Genomic DNA, 15,238 nt, shown 5'->3' on the forward strand with positions numbered 1-15,238 from the left:
GATATCCCCGACATTTCATTCCCACAACTTTTAAAAAAAATTATGGAGAACCGCTTCCTCTCTGTCGATAAAAGAGTTGTCAGACCAATAGAGAGAGGGAGTATGGAATACATGAAGAAAAGCATAATAATCAGTACATTCACAGCCTGTTCGTTGTGGCTATCTGGTTGCCAGTCGGTCATCGATGACCCAACTGCCGCTGTTGAAGAACGTCAGACGATGGGTGTCGTCCTATCGGATGTTGGTCTCGGGGACCAATCGTTCAGTGATGCGGCGATGCGTGGTATGGGGGAGTTACGCGAGACGGGCGAATGGTTCGTTGACTATCGTGAATTATCTGAGACCGAGACGTATCAAGCAGGGTTTGAAGAGTTGGTCAAAGAGGGCCATGATGTAATCGTCGGTCTTGGTTTTGCTTGTCAGGAAGATCTCGAGACGGTAGCGACAGCGCATCCGAATCAACAATTTGCCCTTATTGATGGCGTGTCAGAACTGCCGAACGTCTTAAATGTAACGTTTGAAGAAGGAGAAGGCAGTGCGCTCGCGGGAGCGGTTGCAGGTCTCGAGACAGAGTCCGATACAATCGGTTTTATCGGTGGAATGGATATTGAACTTATCCAGAAGTTCGAGTCTGGATTTGAACGAGGAGCAAAATCTGTAAACGAGGATGTCGAGATGCTCGTCGACTTCTCCAACGACTTCGCCTCACCAGAGCTTGGACGCGAGTTAGCGGAGAAACAAATCAAAGAAGGGGCGGACGTTCTCTATGCAGCGGCGGGCCTCACTGGAGTCGGGGTACTCGAGACTGCTGAAAAATATGGAATAAAAGCAATCGGAGTCGATAGCGATCAATCGATGATTGCACCTGATGCGGTCGTGACTTCAATGTTGAAACAAGTCGATTTGGCAATCGTTGAAATCGCTGGTCGTGTGACAAAACAACCATTCAACGATCATGTCATTCTAGGTATTGAAGAAGGTGGTGTCGGCCTAGCGCCGCTTCGTCGTATTCAGTGGGATGAACAAGAGATGACCCAGTATGAATCGGTCGAGCGTCAACTGAAGGAGGGGACACTACAATGAGTTTGCGTAAACGTTTTATCTTCTCAACGGTGTTCACCGTCGTCTTAATTGTCCTCATGATGAGCTATGTGTTATCGACCTTAAATCGCTTGCAGACATACAATGAACAGTACGGTAGTCAAATGATTGAATTGTCTCAGCTCGAGACGTCACTCTTGCAAGAACAGTCGCTCTGGACATCACTCGGAGAGCAGTCGAATCAGTCCACACTTGTTCAGCTTGAACGAGTCCGTGAATTAAATGCGGAAACGTTTGATGAATTAAAACAATCATACTTGATTCCAGAATTTTCGAATCACCTAGATCGTGCCACGATGAAGTATGAACAAGTGAATGAAGATGTCGAATCTGCATTAGAAGGCGGGATTGGTGCTCGAATTCAAGCTGCCAAACTCGAAGGCTTGTTAAATGATATCAATACGTTGATTGCAAAGAACGGTTCGTTCTATGAAGCGTTACAAGTAGAAGCAGCGAATGAGACAGAGCGTCTATTGTTCATCTCGATTTTGTTAACGGTTCTTGTCGTCATAGCGCTTGGAATTTACAACTTCTTCTTTGCACGTTCCATCACTCGCCCGCTCGAGCGAAATGTGAAGGTGGCAGAAGCTATTGCTTCTGGACGCCTCGTCACATTGCCGGAGTCGAATCGAAATGATGAAATCGGACGACTCGAACGCGCCATGCGTGAGATGACGGCATCGTTACAAACGGTCATCGGTTCGATTCGCGTGACATCGATGAAAGTGAATGGGATGACTGAAACGGCAGCAGCTGAAAATGAAGCGGTCGTCAGCACGACGTCAAATATCACGAATGCCGTGGATGAAATGGCACATGGTGCGCAGTCGATTGCCAATGAATTGCAAGAAACGCTAAGTTCGGTCCATACGATGGCAACGTCGTTCGAGACGAGCTTGAATCAAACGAAACAGACGACAGAAGAGACGTCGGAGATGACTCGTGAAGTGGCAGCCGGGATTGAGACGTTAACTGATCAGGAACATATCCTTGATCGCTCGAGTGAACGAAATGAAGTACTTGTCACGAGAATGGATCACTTTGCTAAACAGACGGCCGAGATTGAATCGATGGCGAAGCTCGTGGAAGATGTTGCGGCCCAGACGAACTTGCTTGCCTTAAACGCAGCGATTGAAGCGGCACGCGCAGGAGAAGCAGGGCGTGGGTTCGCAGTCGTAGCGAGCGAAGTGAAAAAGTTGGCGGAAGAGAGCAATAAGGCGACCCGTTCGATTTTCCATGTCGTTGAGACGATTCAACAAGAAGTTGTACGTTTGACGGAAACGGTTAATGAATCGAAACGTGAACAAGAAGCGCAGCTTGAAGCGTTTGGATTGACGAAGGAAGCCTTTAACCGAATCCATGAGCGTACAGACCATGTCGCTTCATTCGTCCGTACGATTGAACAAGAGATGCGGACATCAAGTACTGAAGTGAATAACGTGTTGCGACGAGTCGAGGAAGTATCGGGCGTAACGGAAGAATTGGCGGCTGGAAACGAGGAAGTGGCGGCCTCGATGAAAGAACAACAGGCTAGCTTTGATCAAATCTTTACATTGATGCAAGAACTAGAAGGGCAGGCAGCGGCACTCGCCGACCAAGTCCAGCATTTCGAAGAAGAGTAAGCATCCTTATGCAGAATGACCGAAGACCAACTATTGGTTTTCGGTTTTTTTGCTGTTTTAGTGTTTTAGGATCCGAAACAATTGGGGCGATATAAAATTAGTGATTGTCTTTCATAAAATATGAAAATCGGTTACAGAGCACACAGTGAAACGATTTCGTTCTGAATGGGTAGACACCGTCAACATCACAAGTGTGGTCATTCGTGATTCGCCATACTAGAGTCAACAGTCTAATCAGAGGAGAGAATCGCCTTGGAAAAGTGGAAGCAGGTCATCATCGGTGTTGTCGTCGTCCTGTTTTTAGGGGTTGGTTATTTATTTTATAATAAAGAACCAGAAGAACGTGTCGTCGATGAATTCGTCGTAGAATCAGAAGAAGTGGCTCCACCTGAGACAGTAGAGCGATTAGAAATCGTGGTCTATGTCACAGGCGCGGTCGAGTCTCCGAACGTCTATACCGTTCCAGAAGGCGCGCGAGTCGGGGATGTTCTCTCATTGGCAGTATTAACAGATGAAGCCGACCCGGAACAGTTAAATTTGGCACAACTGCTCGTGGACGGGGTGAAAATCATCGTGCCGAAAAAAGGAGAAGCACCGATCGCGCAAGAGGTACCAAGCACAGAGCTAGAATCAAATGGGGTACATGTGAATAGTGCCACGAAAGAAGAATTAATGTCGGTCCCTGGTATTGGTCCTGCAAAAGCAGACGCGATTCTAAACCATCTAAAAGAGAATGGTCCATTTAAAACATACGAAGACTTAGGTGATGTGAAAGGATTCGGAGAGAAAACATTAGAAAGTATGAAGCCTTACTTATTGGTACCATGAGATGCCGTTATTTCCACTATTTGCGGTATTGATGGTGAGCGGATTGACTGAAGGAGTCTACCTCGTCACACTCGTTTCTGGTGTGTTATACGTGGCGTCACGAGATGGACAAAACCTGTATGCGAAAGTCGGTGTTATTCTCCTCGTCTTGATTGCATGGCTACACGCTGATACAGCAGAATGGACACCGACAGACACAGTGGCGTTTTCGATTGAGAGTCGTAAAGAGAACGGAAATTCGGTTCGGTTATATGGAAACGTCGAGACGCATGAAGGAGTGTTGCGGGGGAGAGAACTTTCTATTGGAAGACCAGGTGAGACGTGTCTCGTAGAAATGGAACACGAAACGTTTCAGCCATTGCGTAATATTGGGGGATTTGATGAAAGGGAGTGGGCGACGAGTTCGAACTTATCTTTTAAAGGAAAGATCAAACGAATCGATGAGTGCCGTCCGACACCTGGAATGAACGGTTGGATGTTAAGGTGGAAAGAAAGACATCTCCAACAAATCGAACAACGGTATCGCGCCGATGTCGCACTTTATATAGAAGCATTACTGTTCGGAGAAAGCCGGATGCTTGATGATGAGACCTCCTTTTCATATCGGGTCACAGGACTCTTACATCTCCTCGTCATCTCAGGTTCACATATCGCTCTTTTGATTGTTGCCTTGCGAGCACTGTTTCGACCAATCCCGATTCGACGAGAGACAAAGACGATATTGATCCTTTTGACGATCACAGCGTTCGGATGGTTGACAGGTTTTTCGCCACCGGTCGCGCGAGCTGTCCTTGTGGCGGATGTCTTGCTCATCCTTTCTTTGTTTAGTATATCGGTCAGAGACCCGATTCGTCTGCTTAGTTGGTGCGCGGCCGCAATGCTCGCCTTCCAGCCATACCTTCTTTCGAATTTAGGGTTTCAGTTAACGGTTGGGATGACGTTTTTCTTGTTGGTCACAAGACAAATGTGGACTGGATTGTTGGGTTTGTCCGTGTTCGCCCAATTATTTGGATTACTTATCCTCTGGCAAGTTCAACCGATTCTATCCGTCACCGCTCCACTTTTCAATATCGTGATGGCCTTTTGCATATCATGGGTGATGATGCCGCTCGCTTTCATCGTCTGGGTCATTCCTGAAACCGAACCTGTATTCATGATGATCCTAGACGCCATCAACGGGATCTTCTCCATGCATGATGCATATCGCCCTTGGATGCCGTTGCATGAATTGCTGTTTCCGCAACAAGTCAGTTTATGGGTTGGAATATGGAGCAGTCTGCTTCTTCTTCAATATAAACGAAGGCTGGGATGGTGTATGGCCCTTGTCACGTGTATTCTCGTTGCTGGATGGTCGGAGTGGTCAGAGTCTCCACGGGTGACATTTTTAGATGTCGGTCAAGGTGATGCGATCGTCGTCGAGTCGGGAGAAACGATTGGTTTGATTGATGTCGGCGGCGTGTTTCAGGATCCAAAGGAACAAAAGCGGACTATATATGACCCCGGTGCGGACGTTGTGGCACCTTACATATGGAAGCGAGGAGAACGCGCAGTCGATTTTGTCCTTCTAACGCATGCGGACCACGACCACATCGGTGGTTTAGAAGGGTTGTTGAAGTTCGTGCATGTAAAAGAAATCTGGTTATCGAAAGAAGTGGCGAATGTTGAGAAACGTGAGGAGATTCTGCGGCTAGCCGTAAAGTACGGGGCGTCCATCCGCTATCTCGAGGCAGGAGATCGTCCGATGCCTTGGATGTGGGTCGTTGCACCGAACAAAGCACATGAGGATGAAAATGATCATTCAATCAGTCTCTACATGAATGTAGGTGGCATGCGGTATTTATTAACAGGAGATTTGCCGATTGAAGAAGAATTGGGGCTTCCGACACTTGATGTCGACGTGTTTAAATTAGGGCATCATGGCTCGAATACGTCTTCAGGAGAAGCGTTGCTCGAGCGAATCAATCCGGAGTGGGTGATTGCAAGCGTCGGGGCGAACAATCGTTATGGTCACCCGCATCAGGAAACGTTAGACCGGATTGTAGGGCGCCGTTTGTTACGGACCGACCTCGACGGGATGATCGTTTGCGAAAAAAGAATGTGTCGGGGGATCATCGACTAGCACATGAACAAATATGATACACTAAAAAACGATTGCTCCCCCGGGGCAATCGTTTGAAAACTTATAAGCTCAAGAATTTGATGACGACACCGATGAAGAAAATCGTGAAGAAAAAGCCAAATGGGACGATGAAGCCAATCGCAGAGTCGATGGCGTCATTACGTTTACATTGAACGTCATTTTCAAACGGGTTTTCACTCGGTGGACGTACAGAGTTGATTTGCATATTAGGTCCCTCCTTATCATACTTCCTTTATAAGTATAGCGAATCATGCGAAGATAATCTATGTTTAGATGAGAATAAATTGTGAAAGTGGTGTGTGTTTTGAATGAACCGTGGTTACATAATGGTAAACTAGCGAGCGTCTATGTTCTCTATGGAACTGAAAAATATTTATTAGAGAACTGGGAACGCGGAATCGTGAAGGCGGCCAATCCATCCGGTGATCAATTTGATGTCATGCAACTCGACCTGCAAGAGACGTCATTAGATACTGCGCTTGATGAAGCAGAGACCGTCCCTTTCTTCAGTGAATTTCGGACGGTTATCGTCAAGAATGCGCAATTTTTGACGGGGGCAAAAGAAAAACAAAAGCATAACGTGGACCGACTCGCCGAATATGTTGTTCAGCCGGCGACTTATTCTGTTCTCGTCTTAATTGTCGAGTCAGAAAAACTCGATGAACGTAAAAAGATTGTGAAACGTCTAAAAGAGCGAGCCATCGTACTCGAAGCCAAGAAGCCGAGCCAAGCAGAATTGATGCGATATGTGAACGATACGCTCAGTCAAGATCAACAAAAAATGGAACGTGCGACTATGGAGCGACTTTTATTTTTATGCCAGGATGATTGGGGAAAATTAGTCCGAGAATTAGAGAAACTGCAACTTTATGCCGGAACAGGTGCAACGATCCCGATTGACATCGTGAATGATTTGGTACCACGTACGTTAGAAGATAACGTGTTTCAATTATCCGAACTACTCGTCAAACGGCGAGCGGATGCAGCGCTTCGGTTAGTACGTGACTTAGAGAAGCAAGGGCAAGAATTGATTGGACTTCTCGGTTTGTTAGCAAGACAATATCGAAACATGTATTTATCGAAACAATTGACAGAGTCAGGGTATGGGGAAAAACAAATCGCATCAAAAATTGGGGCCCATCCTTACACCGTCAAACTAGCGACACAAGCGAGCCGTAACTTCTCGGAAGCCCAACTCGCGCAAGCATTGACATTGATTGCAGATGCAGATGAAGCAATGAAAACAGGTCGTGGCGACAAACAAATTATCTTTGATACACTCGTTTGCCAACTGGCCCTTTTGTGAGGTGAGAAGATGGGGTTGAAACAAGTGACATTACAAGATGTGATTCCACTTCGGCATATTGTTCTTAGACCAGGTAGAGGGATTGAGACCTGTTATTTTGAAGGGGATGAAGCGTCAACGACACGTCACTTTGCCTGGGTCGAAGAAGATCGCGTACAATCGGTCGCGACTGTCATGTTGTCCTCGAGACTAATCAATGGGGAATCGGTACCGTACCAACTGCGTGGAATGGCGACGGACCCGAATCTGGCCGGACAAGGAATCGGATCGTGCTTCTTACAGGCGTTGCATGAAGAAATAGATGGGTCATGGTGGTGCAACGCCAGAGAAGTGGCCGTTCGTTTCTACGAACGGAACGGTCTCGTGCGAATCGGTAAACCGTTCGACATTCCTGGTATTGGTCCTCATTATGTCATGGTATACAAAAAAACAGCCGGCTCCGAGTAGGAGGCGGCTGTTTCGTTTGGTCTCTAATTAGAGAGCAGCGATACGAGCTGCGAGGCGTGATTTATCACGACCTGCTTTGTTTTTGTGGATAAGGCCTTTTGATGCAGCCTTGTCGAGCTTCTTCGTAGCGAGGACGAAAGCTTCTTGAGCAGCTTCTTTGTTTCCTTCGAGTACGAGAGCATCAACACGTTTTACTGCTGTACGCATTGCCGCTTTCTCTTGAGAGTTCGCAACACGACGTTTTTCAGAAGTTTTTGCACGTTTGATTGCTGATTTGATGTTTGCCATTGTTTGTCACCTCCTGAAACAAGAAAGTGTATGTTCTTATTACTTCAAGTAATCATTCAACAGAACAAGCACAATTGTAGCAAACGGTTATATGAAAAGCAACCACTTGATGATTATTCTGAAAACTATATGTGGTATTGTTGTAGTAGGTCGTACACATTACTTTAGGATTTTGATATAATGACACGGTATGCATGAGAAGGATAGGTGAACCCATATATGAACAAACAAGAATTAGAGAATCGTCAGAAGAAGATTCGTAACTTTTCGATCATCGCTCACATCGATCATGGAAAATCGACACTCGCTGACCGGATTCTTGAAAAAACTGGTGCACTCACGGCTCGTGAGATGAAAGAGCAGACGCTCGACGCGATGGATTTAGAGCGCGAGCGCGGAATTACAATCAAACTGAACGCCGTTAAGTTGAATTATACGGCAAAAGACGGAGAAGAGTATATTCTTCACTTGATCGACACGCCAGGACACGTCGACTTCACGTATGAAGTGTCGCGTTCGCTTGCAGCATGTGAAGGTGCGATTCTCGTCGTCGATGCGGCTCAAGGAATTGAAGCGCAAACTCTTGCGAACGTTTACTTAGCTCTCGATAACGACCTCGAAATCATTCCGGTCATCAATAAAATCGACTTGCCGTCAGCGGATGTCGATCGTGTTCGTCAAGAAATTGAAGACGTCATCGGACTCGACGCGAGCGATGCGGTTCCGACATCTGCGAAGGCAGGTATCGGAATTGAAGAGATTCTCGAGCAAATCGTGGAACTCGTCCCACCTCCGACGGGTGACCCTTCAGAACCGTTGCAAGCTTTGATTTTCGACTCGTATTATGATGCTTACCGTGGTGTCGTCGCATCGATTCGTATCGTCAACGGTTCGGTCAAAGTAGGAGATAAAGTTCAAATGATGGCAACTGGCAAGACGTTCGAAGTGACAGACCTCGGTGTATCGACACCGAAGCCGGTCTCGGTCAAAGAATTGAACGTCGGTGACGTAGGTACGCTTTCTGCGTCAATTAAAACAGTTGGAGATGTTCGTGTCGGGGATACAATCACACTCGCGAAAAACCCGGCAACGAGTCAGCTTCCTGGTTACCGTAAGATGAACCCAATGGTGTACTGCGGATTGTATCCGATTGATGCAGCCAACTACAATGACCTCCGTGAGGCACTCGAAAAGCTTCAACTTTCCGATGCTGCGCTCGAGTTTGAACCGGAGACGTCACAAGCGCTCGGATTCGGTTTCCGCTGTGGGTTCCTCGGAATGCTTCACATGGAAATCATCCAAGAACGGATTGAACGTGAATTTGGAATCGACTTGATCACGACAGCACCATCGGTTATCTATCACGTGACGACGACTTCAGGAGAAGTCGTTCACGTCGATAACCCATCGAAGATGCCTGAACAACAAAAGGTAGAGTCGATTGAAGAACCATACGTCAAAGCGGCTGTCATGACACCAAACGATTATGTCGGTGCCATCATGGAGCTTTGTCAGAAGAAACGTGGGACGTTCATCGATATGCAATATATCGATACGACACGAGTCAAAATCACGTATGAAATTCCGCTTAGTGAAATCGTCTACGACTTCTTCGACCAATTGAAATCGAGCACGAAAGGCTATGCGTCTCTCGATTATGAGTTGATCGGCTATCGCCAATCGCGTCTTGTGAAGATGGATATCTTGCTCAACAACGAAGTAGTCGATGCCCTCAGCTTCATCGTACACCGTGACTTTGCATATGAACGTGGAAAAGTCATCGTCGAGAAGTTGAAGGCGCTCATCCCGCGGATGCAGTTCGAAGTCCCGGTACAAGCTGCTGTCGGAACAAAAATCGTCGCCCGCTCGACAATCAAAGCACTTCGTAAAAACGTTCTTGCTAAATGTTATGGAGGAGATATCTCGCGTAAGCGGAAACTCCTTGAGAAACAAAAAGAAGGTAAGAAGCGCATGAAGATGGTCGGGTCTGTCGAAGTCCCGCAAGAAGCGTTCATGTCTGTACTTTCTATGGACGAAGAGTAATTGGATCGAATCATCCTGATTTTCGAATCAGGGTGATTTTTTTGTTTAGGCAGGAAATGGGACTTCGTGTAAGGAAGAGTACACCCTTAGACAGACTATAGAGGAGGAAACACCGTGTCGACGTATACATATTCTGCGGGTCCCGGCATGCTACCAAAAGAAGTGATGCAAGAGATTCAACAACATCTCCTGACGTTTGAATACGATGGGATTTCAATTATCGAAACGAGTCATCGCTCGGAGTCTTTCCAACATGTAGTCGACTCTCTTGAGGCGAGGCTGAGGAGACTCATGCATATCCCTGAGAACTATGCGGTTCTTTGGCTACAAGGTGGGGCGACGCTTCAATTTTCAATGATTCCGATGAACTTGCGGAATCAAAATCGATTCGCCTATGTCGATACTGGGGTGTGGTCTAAAAAAGCGATGGAAGATGCCAAACACTTTGGACAGGTCGACGTCATCCATCCACTCATAGATGAGGCGGGTGGGATGTCATTCGAGCCGAGTCTTGTCCAAGATGTCGACTATCTCCATGTGACGCTGAACAACACGATTGAAGGAACCCGATTTACAAATTTACCAGAAACGACTGTGCCGATTATTGCGGATGCCTCATCGAACATTTTGGCGGAGCACATCGACGTGGAGCGTTTCGGGGTAATCTATGCTGGTGCCCAGAAGAATATCGGACCTGCAGGACTTACGGTCATTATCATACGTCGCGACTTGATTCAGTCGAAGGAGTTGCCGAGCTACCTTGATTATGCGTCTCATGTCGATACGTTATTCAACACACCATCGACGCTCAGTATGTATGCAGCCGAACGTGTCCTGAAGTGGGTGGAAGACCAAGGAGGCGTTGAGGCGATGGAGCGACTAAATCGTGAAAAAAGTGAGGCGGTTTATTCATTCCTTGAACAGTCGAATGTATTTTCTCCTCTCGTTTCAGGTGAACGTCGATCATTGACGAACATCCCGTTCACGACAGGGGATCATGGTCGAGACTTAAGTTTTCAACAATTTGCCATCGAGAGAGGATTGCTTGAACTAGGTGGGCACCGTTCCGTCGGTGGGCTTCGAGCAAGTTTATACAACGCGATGCCACGTGAAGGTGCTGAACGCCTTGTCGACGTCATGAGAGCATTTGAGGAGGAGAACGATGTATCACATCAAAACATTTAACCAAATCGCTGCTGCCGGCCTGAAACGATTTGAGCAGAACGAGTATGTCATCAATGCATCAGACCAAGCCGACGCCTGGGTACTGAGAAGTCATAATGTGCACGATGAAGAGATTCCGCCGCACCTGCTTGCCATCGCCAGAGCCGGGGCTGGTGTCAACAATCTACCGCTCGATCAACTCGCGAAACAAGGCGTTGTGGCGTTCCATACTCCGGGTGCAAATGCGAATGCCGTAAAAGAACTTGTCCTCGCGAGCATGATTCTCTCAGTAAGACCGATTGTCAAAGGTTTCAACTGGGTAAATGAACAGACGACCGAGTCGCAATCTCAGTTAGAAAAAGCGATGGAACAACAGAAACGGCAGTTCCTCGGGGCCGAGTTACGGGGGAAGAAAGTAGGAATCATTGGGCTTGGTGCCATCGGGGCTTCACTTGCCAATGATCTCCTTCAACTCGGGGTCGATGTTATCGGATATGATCCTCATCTCTCGGTCGATGCCGCTTGGAACATTTCGAAACACGTCACACGCGCCAAACATTTAAGTGAGGTTTTAGGAGCGGTTGACCTTTTGTCGATTCATATGCCACTTACGAAAGAGACGCGTTTCAGCATCGACCGTAGTTGGTTCGAGCGGATGAAGCCCGGCATGACCGTTTTAAATTTCGCACGAGGGGAACTCGTGAAAGATGACGATTTAGTAGAGGCATTCCATCATCATGTCGGACTCTACATTACCGATTTCCCTCGTCATACGCTCATCGGTCATCCTCAAGTGATGGCGTTGCCACATCTCGGTGCTTCGACGAGAGAATCAGAAGTCAATTGTGCGATTCAAGCCGTCGACACGCTTAAATTATATCTTGAGACCGGCAACATTCGTTCGTCCGCTAATTTCCCGAATGCGGAGCTTCCGTATACCGGAAAACGTCGCCTCGCGATTTTACATCAAAATGTACCGAACATGGTCGGACAAATTACAGGAGAGCTCGCCTCTCATGGGTTGAATATCGATAATATGATCAACCGTAGTCGTGGTGAGATGGCGTATACGTTGATCGACTTAGACAACAACGAACATGAACCGTTATCGATTCATGCACTGTATGACATCAAAGGCGTCATTCGCGTCCGAGAATTTTAAGGAGGATATTATGGTCGTATTTAAACCGTTTAGCCCGTATATGCCGATACACGCGGAAAACGTTGCCGCAGATCCATATGACGTCGTGTCCGTAGAAGAAGCGAAAGAGATCATCGCGAAGCAACCGAACTCATTTTTAAGAGTGGATAAACCAGAAGCGCTCCAAGCGGAACTCTCACTTGAAGACTGGGGACAACGGGCACGTCAGGAGTTAGAGCGTTTGTATGCAGACGAGTTGACGGTCCGCCCAAGTGGTTTCTACGTCTATCGCTTGACGCGGAACGAACGTCAACAAACCGGGTTGGTTTCCACGTTTTCAGTCGCAGATTATGAAACCGGTCGAATCAAAATTCACGAACATACCCGTGAAAAAAAAGAGCGAGAACGAGTCGAACATGTTCAGGCGACAGGAGCGCACACCGGTCCGATTTTACTCAGCCATCCGCCTCATGCGAGTCTCAAACAGATTTTAAATAGTGCCACGGAAGAAGAGCCGTTGTTCTCGTTTATGGATGAGCGTGGGGTGTTGCACGAAGGGTTCATGATCCCGAGCCGAGAACTCGCTCGTGTCATGATGATTGGCGCCACCATCCCATCCATTTATATCGCAGATGGGCATCATCGTGCGAAAGCGGCAGCGGTCGTTTCCGGGATGGGCGGAGGTCATTCTCAAAAGAACGAGCGCACCCACTTTTTAGGCGTTCTCTTCCCAAGTGACGAGTTGACGATTTTACCATATCACCGTCTGCTTACAAAAATCGTACCTGAAGAAGTGGAACATATGTTGGAAGGACTTTCGTTCTCATATGAAGTGACAGAAGTAGATGAACTCGTCTTGCCTGAAAATCATGGCGTGTTCGGCGCTGCGTATCGAGGAAATTATTACAGGTTATCCAAACGAAAAAATGAAACCGATCTCGATGTCACCATCTTACAACGTGATCTCCTTGCTCCTTACTTCAACGTTGAAGATATTCGTACGGATGCTAGAGTCGATTTTGTGGGAGGGAACAGGTCAATCGAAGAATTGCAACAACTCGCGCAAGTACCGGACCAATTATTATTTACATGCCATGAAACGACGATGCCTCAGCTGATGCGAGTGGCCGATAGTGGTGGCCAAATGCCACCAAAATCGACATGGTTCGAACCGAAATTAAAGAGCGGACTCTTTATTCATCGGTTCGATTGATGGCGCAGGCTGGAAAGAACGGACGAAAAGCGTTATAAATGGAATGAGAAGAAAGGGGTGGCCGAAATTGGCTAAAGCCGTATATCTTCACATTCCATTTTGTGAACATATTTGTTATTACTGTGATTTCAACAAGGTGTTTTTGAAAAACCAACCTGTTGATGAATATTTAGATGCATTAGAACGAGAGATGAAGTTGACACTCGAAGCGTTCCCGACAGAGCAGATCGAGACGATCTTTATCGGAGGGGGCACACCGACCGCGCTCAATGAAGTGCAGATGGCTCGCTTGATGGACATGGTCCGTCAACATCTCCTCCCGTTTGCTTCAGAAGATCTAGAGTATTCTGTTGAAGCGAATCCGAACTTCGTGAGCACGGAAAAACTCGACACGATGAAAGCCGGTGGCGTCAATCGACTCAGTTTCGGTGTCCAGACGTTCGATGATGGTGGACTTGAGCGCATTGGGAGAACGCATCGGGCAGATGATGTGTTTGAAACCGTGAACGAAGCGGCGAAACGTTTTGATAATATTTCAATCGATCTCATGTTCGGATTACCAGAACAGACGCTCGAGCAAATTGAGCGAGACTTAGAACTCGCGCTACAACTTCCGATTCAGCACGTCTCATCTTATTCCTTGATCCTTGAACCGCATACCGTGTTTGCGATACAGGACCGAAAAGGGAAACTCCGTTTACCGGGTGAAGATGTCGAGGTCGAGATGTACCTGAAAGTGATGGAGACACTTGAACGACACGGACTGAAGCAATATGAAATCTCAAACTATGGATTGCCGGGGCGAGAAAGTCGTCACAATCAAGTGTACTGGCGAAATGAAGAGTATTATGGATTCGGGGCAGGTGCGCACAGTTATTTGAACGGTACGCGTCGTGCCAACATCGCACCGATTCCTCACTATATTAAAGCGGAAGGCATCCCGGTGAAACGGGTGACCGAGCTTGAAGAAGTGGAAAAAATGGAGGAAGAGTTATTCCTGGGTCTACGGATGCGTTCCGGGGTCTCCCTTCAGACGTTTAAACAGAAGTATGGCGTGTCGCTTGATGATGTGTTCGGTCACGTCATCGATGAATTGGTGAAGAAGTCACTGATTGAACGGACGGACACACATATCCGTCTGACGGCGTCCGGTTTACCACTTGCGAATGAAGCTTTCGCAGCGTTTATTGGAGAAGCGAAACTCGAGCATGCCGAGTCATGAAAAATGGACAAATCCCTTGTGAGGGATTTGTCCATTTTTGTAGGGTTATAAGACGAGGTCACGATAAAGCGGTGTGAGTCGCGCGAACGTATCTTCGACTAGTGCGAGGAAGGCGTTTTCGTTTTGAAGAATCGATGCGTCGGCAGGAAGTTGTCGCCCGATTAAGAAATCGGCTTTTTTGACAGTACCAAATCGCTCGAGTAACGATTGGATGTCTTCGTTCGATGTCTCTTCGACAAGAAACGCATCTTTTTTCATATGGTCGCCAGCGATATGGAAATCGTTGAACGTTGATTTAAAATCCAATTGTTGCAGATGCTTCGCAATTGCGTCTTTGTTCGGCATCTCATAAATGAACGCGAGCCAGATGAATACACGGTCGTCAAAAAGCCCGACTTGTAAGTGTGGATGCTTTTTATATCCTCGCTTATCATGACAAATGGCCATCCACGTATCTTTCGGAGGGTTCACTGTTCGGCGTGCATGTTTTGCCACATGTAGGTAGAGTGGGATTCCGACATCTGCCTCGAGTTGTGGACCGACCTCGTCATAAATCCGATGAAAGAGCGGTTGGATATCCGAACGGATACCAGACATTCTTTCGTCGAGTCCGTCCTGTTTGAATACGTTAAATTGTTTCGTTGTAAACATTTCATCACCTCACGTTCTATCATAACGAAACACTGCTTCTTTTTCAGGTTTGCTGTCTGTAAAAAAGGTGAA

The 15,238-nt window shown here is 47.1% G+C and carries 14 protein-coding genes; 11 read left to right on the plus strand and 3 right to left on the minus strand.

Annotated features, from left to right (window positions below):
* Window positions 1–111: 111 nt before the first annotated feature.
* The 4 genes from KNO85_RS04715 to KNO85_RS04730 all read left to right on the plus strand — a co-directional run bounded on the left by KNO85_RS04715 (window position 112) and on the right by KNO85_RS04730 (window position 5,670).
* Window positions 112–1,083 carry a BMP family lipoprotein gene (locus tag KNO85_RS04715; protein WP_214787360.1) on the plus strand — a complete coding sequence of 324 codons (972 nt, stop codon included), beginning with the start codon at window positions 112–114 and terminating at the stop codon, window positions 1,081–1,083.
* Window positions 1,080–2,723: a methyl-accepting chemotaxis protein gene (locus KNO85_RS04720; protein ID WP_214787362.1), complete on the plus strand. Its 1,644-nt coding sequence runs from the start codon at window positions 1,080–1,082 to the stop codon at window positions 2,721–2,723. The genes KNO85_RS04715 and KNO85_RS04720 overlap by 4 nt, the downstream gene beginning before the upstream one ends.
* A 252-nt stretch (window positions 2,724–2,975) precedes the next feature.
* Window positions 2,976–3,551, plus strand: a complete 576-nt coding sequence (locus tag KNO85_RS04725) for a helix-hairpin-helix domain-containing protein (protein WP_214787364.1) — start codon at window positions 2,976–2,978, stop codon at window positions 3,549–3,551.
* Window position 3,552: 1 nt separating this feature from the next.
* Window positions 3,553–5,670, plus strand: a complete 2,118-nt coding sequence (locus KNO85_RS04730; protein ID WP_214787366.1) for a DNA internalization-related competence protein ComEC/Rec2 — start codon at window positions 3,553–3,555, stop codon at window positions 5,668–5,670.
* Window positions 5,671–5,731: 61 nt separating this feature from the next.
* Here KNO85_RS04730 and KNO85_RS04735 read toward each other — a convergent pair whose 3' ends face one another.
* On the minus strand, window positions 5,732–5,896 hold the full coding sequence (locus KNO85_RS04735; RefSeq protein ID WP_214787369.1) for a YqzM family protein: 165 nt from the start codon (window positions 5,894–5,896) through the stop codon (window positions 5,732–5,734).
* Between the two features lie 90 nt (window positions 5,897–5,986).
* Between KNO85_RS04735 and holA the strand changes: the two genes are divergently transcribed.
* Window positions 5,987–6,997, plus strand: coding sequence for a DNA polymerase III subunit delta (holA, locus tag KNO85_RS04740; protein ID WP_260569857.1), 1,011 nt, complete (start codon window positions 5,987–5,989; stop codon window positions 6,995–6,997).
* 9 nt (window positions 6,998–7,006) lie between these two features.
* Entirely contained in the window at window positions 7,007–7,444 is a 438-nt protein-coding gene (locus KNO85_RS04745) for a GNAT family N-acetyltransferase (RefSeq protein ID WP_214787373.1), read from the plus strand.
* Window positions 7,445–7,471: 27 nt separating this feature from the next.
* Here KNO85_RS04745 and rpsT read toward each other — a convergent pair whose 3' ends face one another.
* On the minus strand, window positions 7,472–7,732 hold the full coding sequence (gene rpsT / locus KNO85_RS04750) for a 30S ribosomal protein S20 (RefSeq protein WP_012726675.1): 261 nt from the start codon (window positions 7,730–7,732) through the stop codon (window positions 7,472–7,474).
* Window positions 7,733–7,951: 219 nt separating this feature from the next.
* On the opposite strand from rpsT, the gene lepA reads away from it, so the two are divergent.
* The 5 genes from lepA (at window position 7,952) to hemW (ending at window position 14,515) form a co-directional block, all read left to right on the plus strand.
* Window positions 7,952–9,775 (plus strand): translation elongation factor 4, encoded by a 1,824-nt coding sequence (lepA, locus tag KNO85_RS04755; protein WP_214693159.1) that lies wholly within the window; start codon window positions 7,952–7,954, stop codon window positions 9,773–9,775.
* Window positions 9,776–9,889: 114 nt separating this feature from the next.
* Window positions 9,890–10,960, plus strand: coding sequence for a 3-phosphoserine/phosphohydroxythreonine transaminase (gene serC, locus KNO85_RS04760; RefSeq protein WP_214787375.1), 1,071 nt, complete (start codon window positions 9,890–9,892; stop codon window positions 10,958–10,960).
* Window positions 10,938–12,101, plus strand: a complete 1,164-nt coding sequence (locus KNO85_RS04765) for a phosphoglycerate dehydrogenase (RefSeq protein WP_214787377.1) — start codon at window positions 10,938–10,940, stop codon at window positions 12,099–12,101. Before serC ends, KNO85_RS04765 begins: the two co-directional genes overlap by 23 nt.
* Before the next feature lie 10 nt (window positions 12,102–12,111).
* Entirely contained in the window at window positions 12,112–13,293 is a 1,182-nt protein-coding gene (locus tag KNO85_RS04770; RefSeq protein WP_214787379.1) for a DUF1015 domain-containing protein, read from the plus strand.
* Window positions 13,294–13,360: 67 nt separating this feature from the next.
* Complete coding sequence (gene hemW, locus KNO85_RS04775) at window positions 13,361–14,515, plus strand: radical SAM family heme chaperone HemW (RefSeq protein ID WP_214787381.1); 1,155 nt, start codon at window positions 13,361–13,363, stop codon at window positions 14,513–14,515.
* 45 nt (window positions 14,516–14,560) lie between these two features.
* On the opposite strand, the gene KNO85_RS04780 is transcribed toward hemW, so the two are convergent.
* Window positions 14,561–15,166: a DUF1054 domain-containing protein gene (locus KNO85_RS04780; RefSeq protein ID WP_214787383.1), complete on the minus strand. Its 606-nt coding sequence runs from the start codon at window positions 15,164–15,166 to the stop codon at window positions 14,561–14,563.
* Between the last annotated feature and the right edge of the window lie 72 nt (window positions 15,167–15,238).

This window comes from Exiguobacterium sp. s124, assembly GCF_018617485.1.
GTDB lineage: Bacteria > Bacillota > Bacilli > Exiguobacteriales > Exiguobacteriaceae > Exiguobacterium > Exiguobacterium aestuarii.

Bases quoted from the DNA above. Each gene is read 5' to 3' on its own strand.
- KNO85_RS04715 (WP_214787360.1), top strand. From the start codon at position 112: ATGAAGAAAAGCATAATAATCAGTACATTCACAGCCTGTTCGTTGTGG.
- KNO85_RS04720 (WP_214787362.1), top strand. From the start codon at position 1,080: ATGAGTTTGCGTAAACGTTTTATCTTCTCAACGGTGTTCACCGTCGTC.
- KNO85_RS04730 (WP_214787366.1), top strand. From the start codon at position 3,553: ATGCCGTTATTTCCACTATTTGCGGTATTGATGGTGAGCGGATTGACT.
- KNO85_RS04735 (WP_214787369.1), bottom strand. From the start codon at position 5,896: ATGCAAATCAACTCTGTACGTCCACCGAGTGAAAACCCGTTTGAAAAT.
- KNO85_RS04745 (WP_214787373.1), top strand. From the start codon at position 7,007: ATGGGGTTGAAACAAGTGACATTACAAGATGTGATTCCACTTCGGCAT.
- rpsT (WP_012726675.1), bottom strand. From the start codon at position 7,732: ATGGCAAACATCAAATCAGCAATCAAACGTGCAAAAACTTCTGAAAAA.
- lepA (WP_214693159.1), top strand. From the start codon at position 7,952: ATGAACAAACAAGAATTAGAGAATCGTCAGAAGAAGATTCGTAACTTT.
- KNO85_RS04765 (WP_214787377.1), top strand. From the start codon at position 10,938: ATGTATCACATCAAAACATTTAACCAAATCGCTGCTGCCGGCCTGAAA.
- KNO85_RS04770 (WP_214787379.1), top strand. From the start codon at position 12,112: ATGGTCGTATTTAAACCGTTTAGCCCGTATATGCCGATACACGCGGAA.
- KNO85_RS04780 (WP_214787383.1), bottom strand. From the start codon at position 15,166: ATGTTTACAACGAAACAATTTAACGTATTCAAACAGGACGGACTCGAC.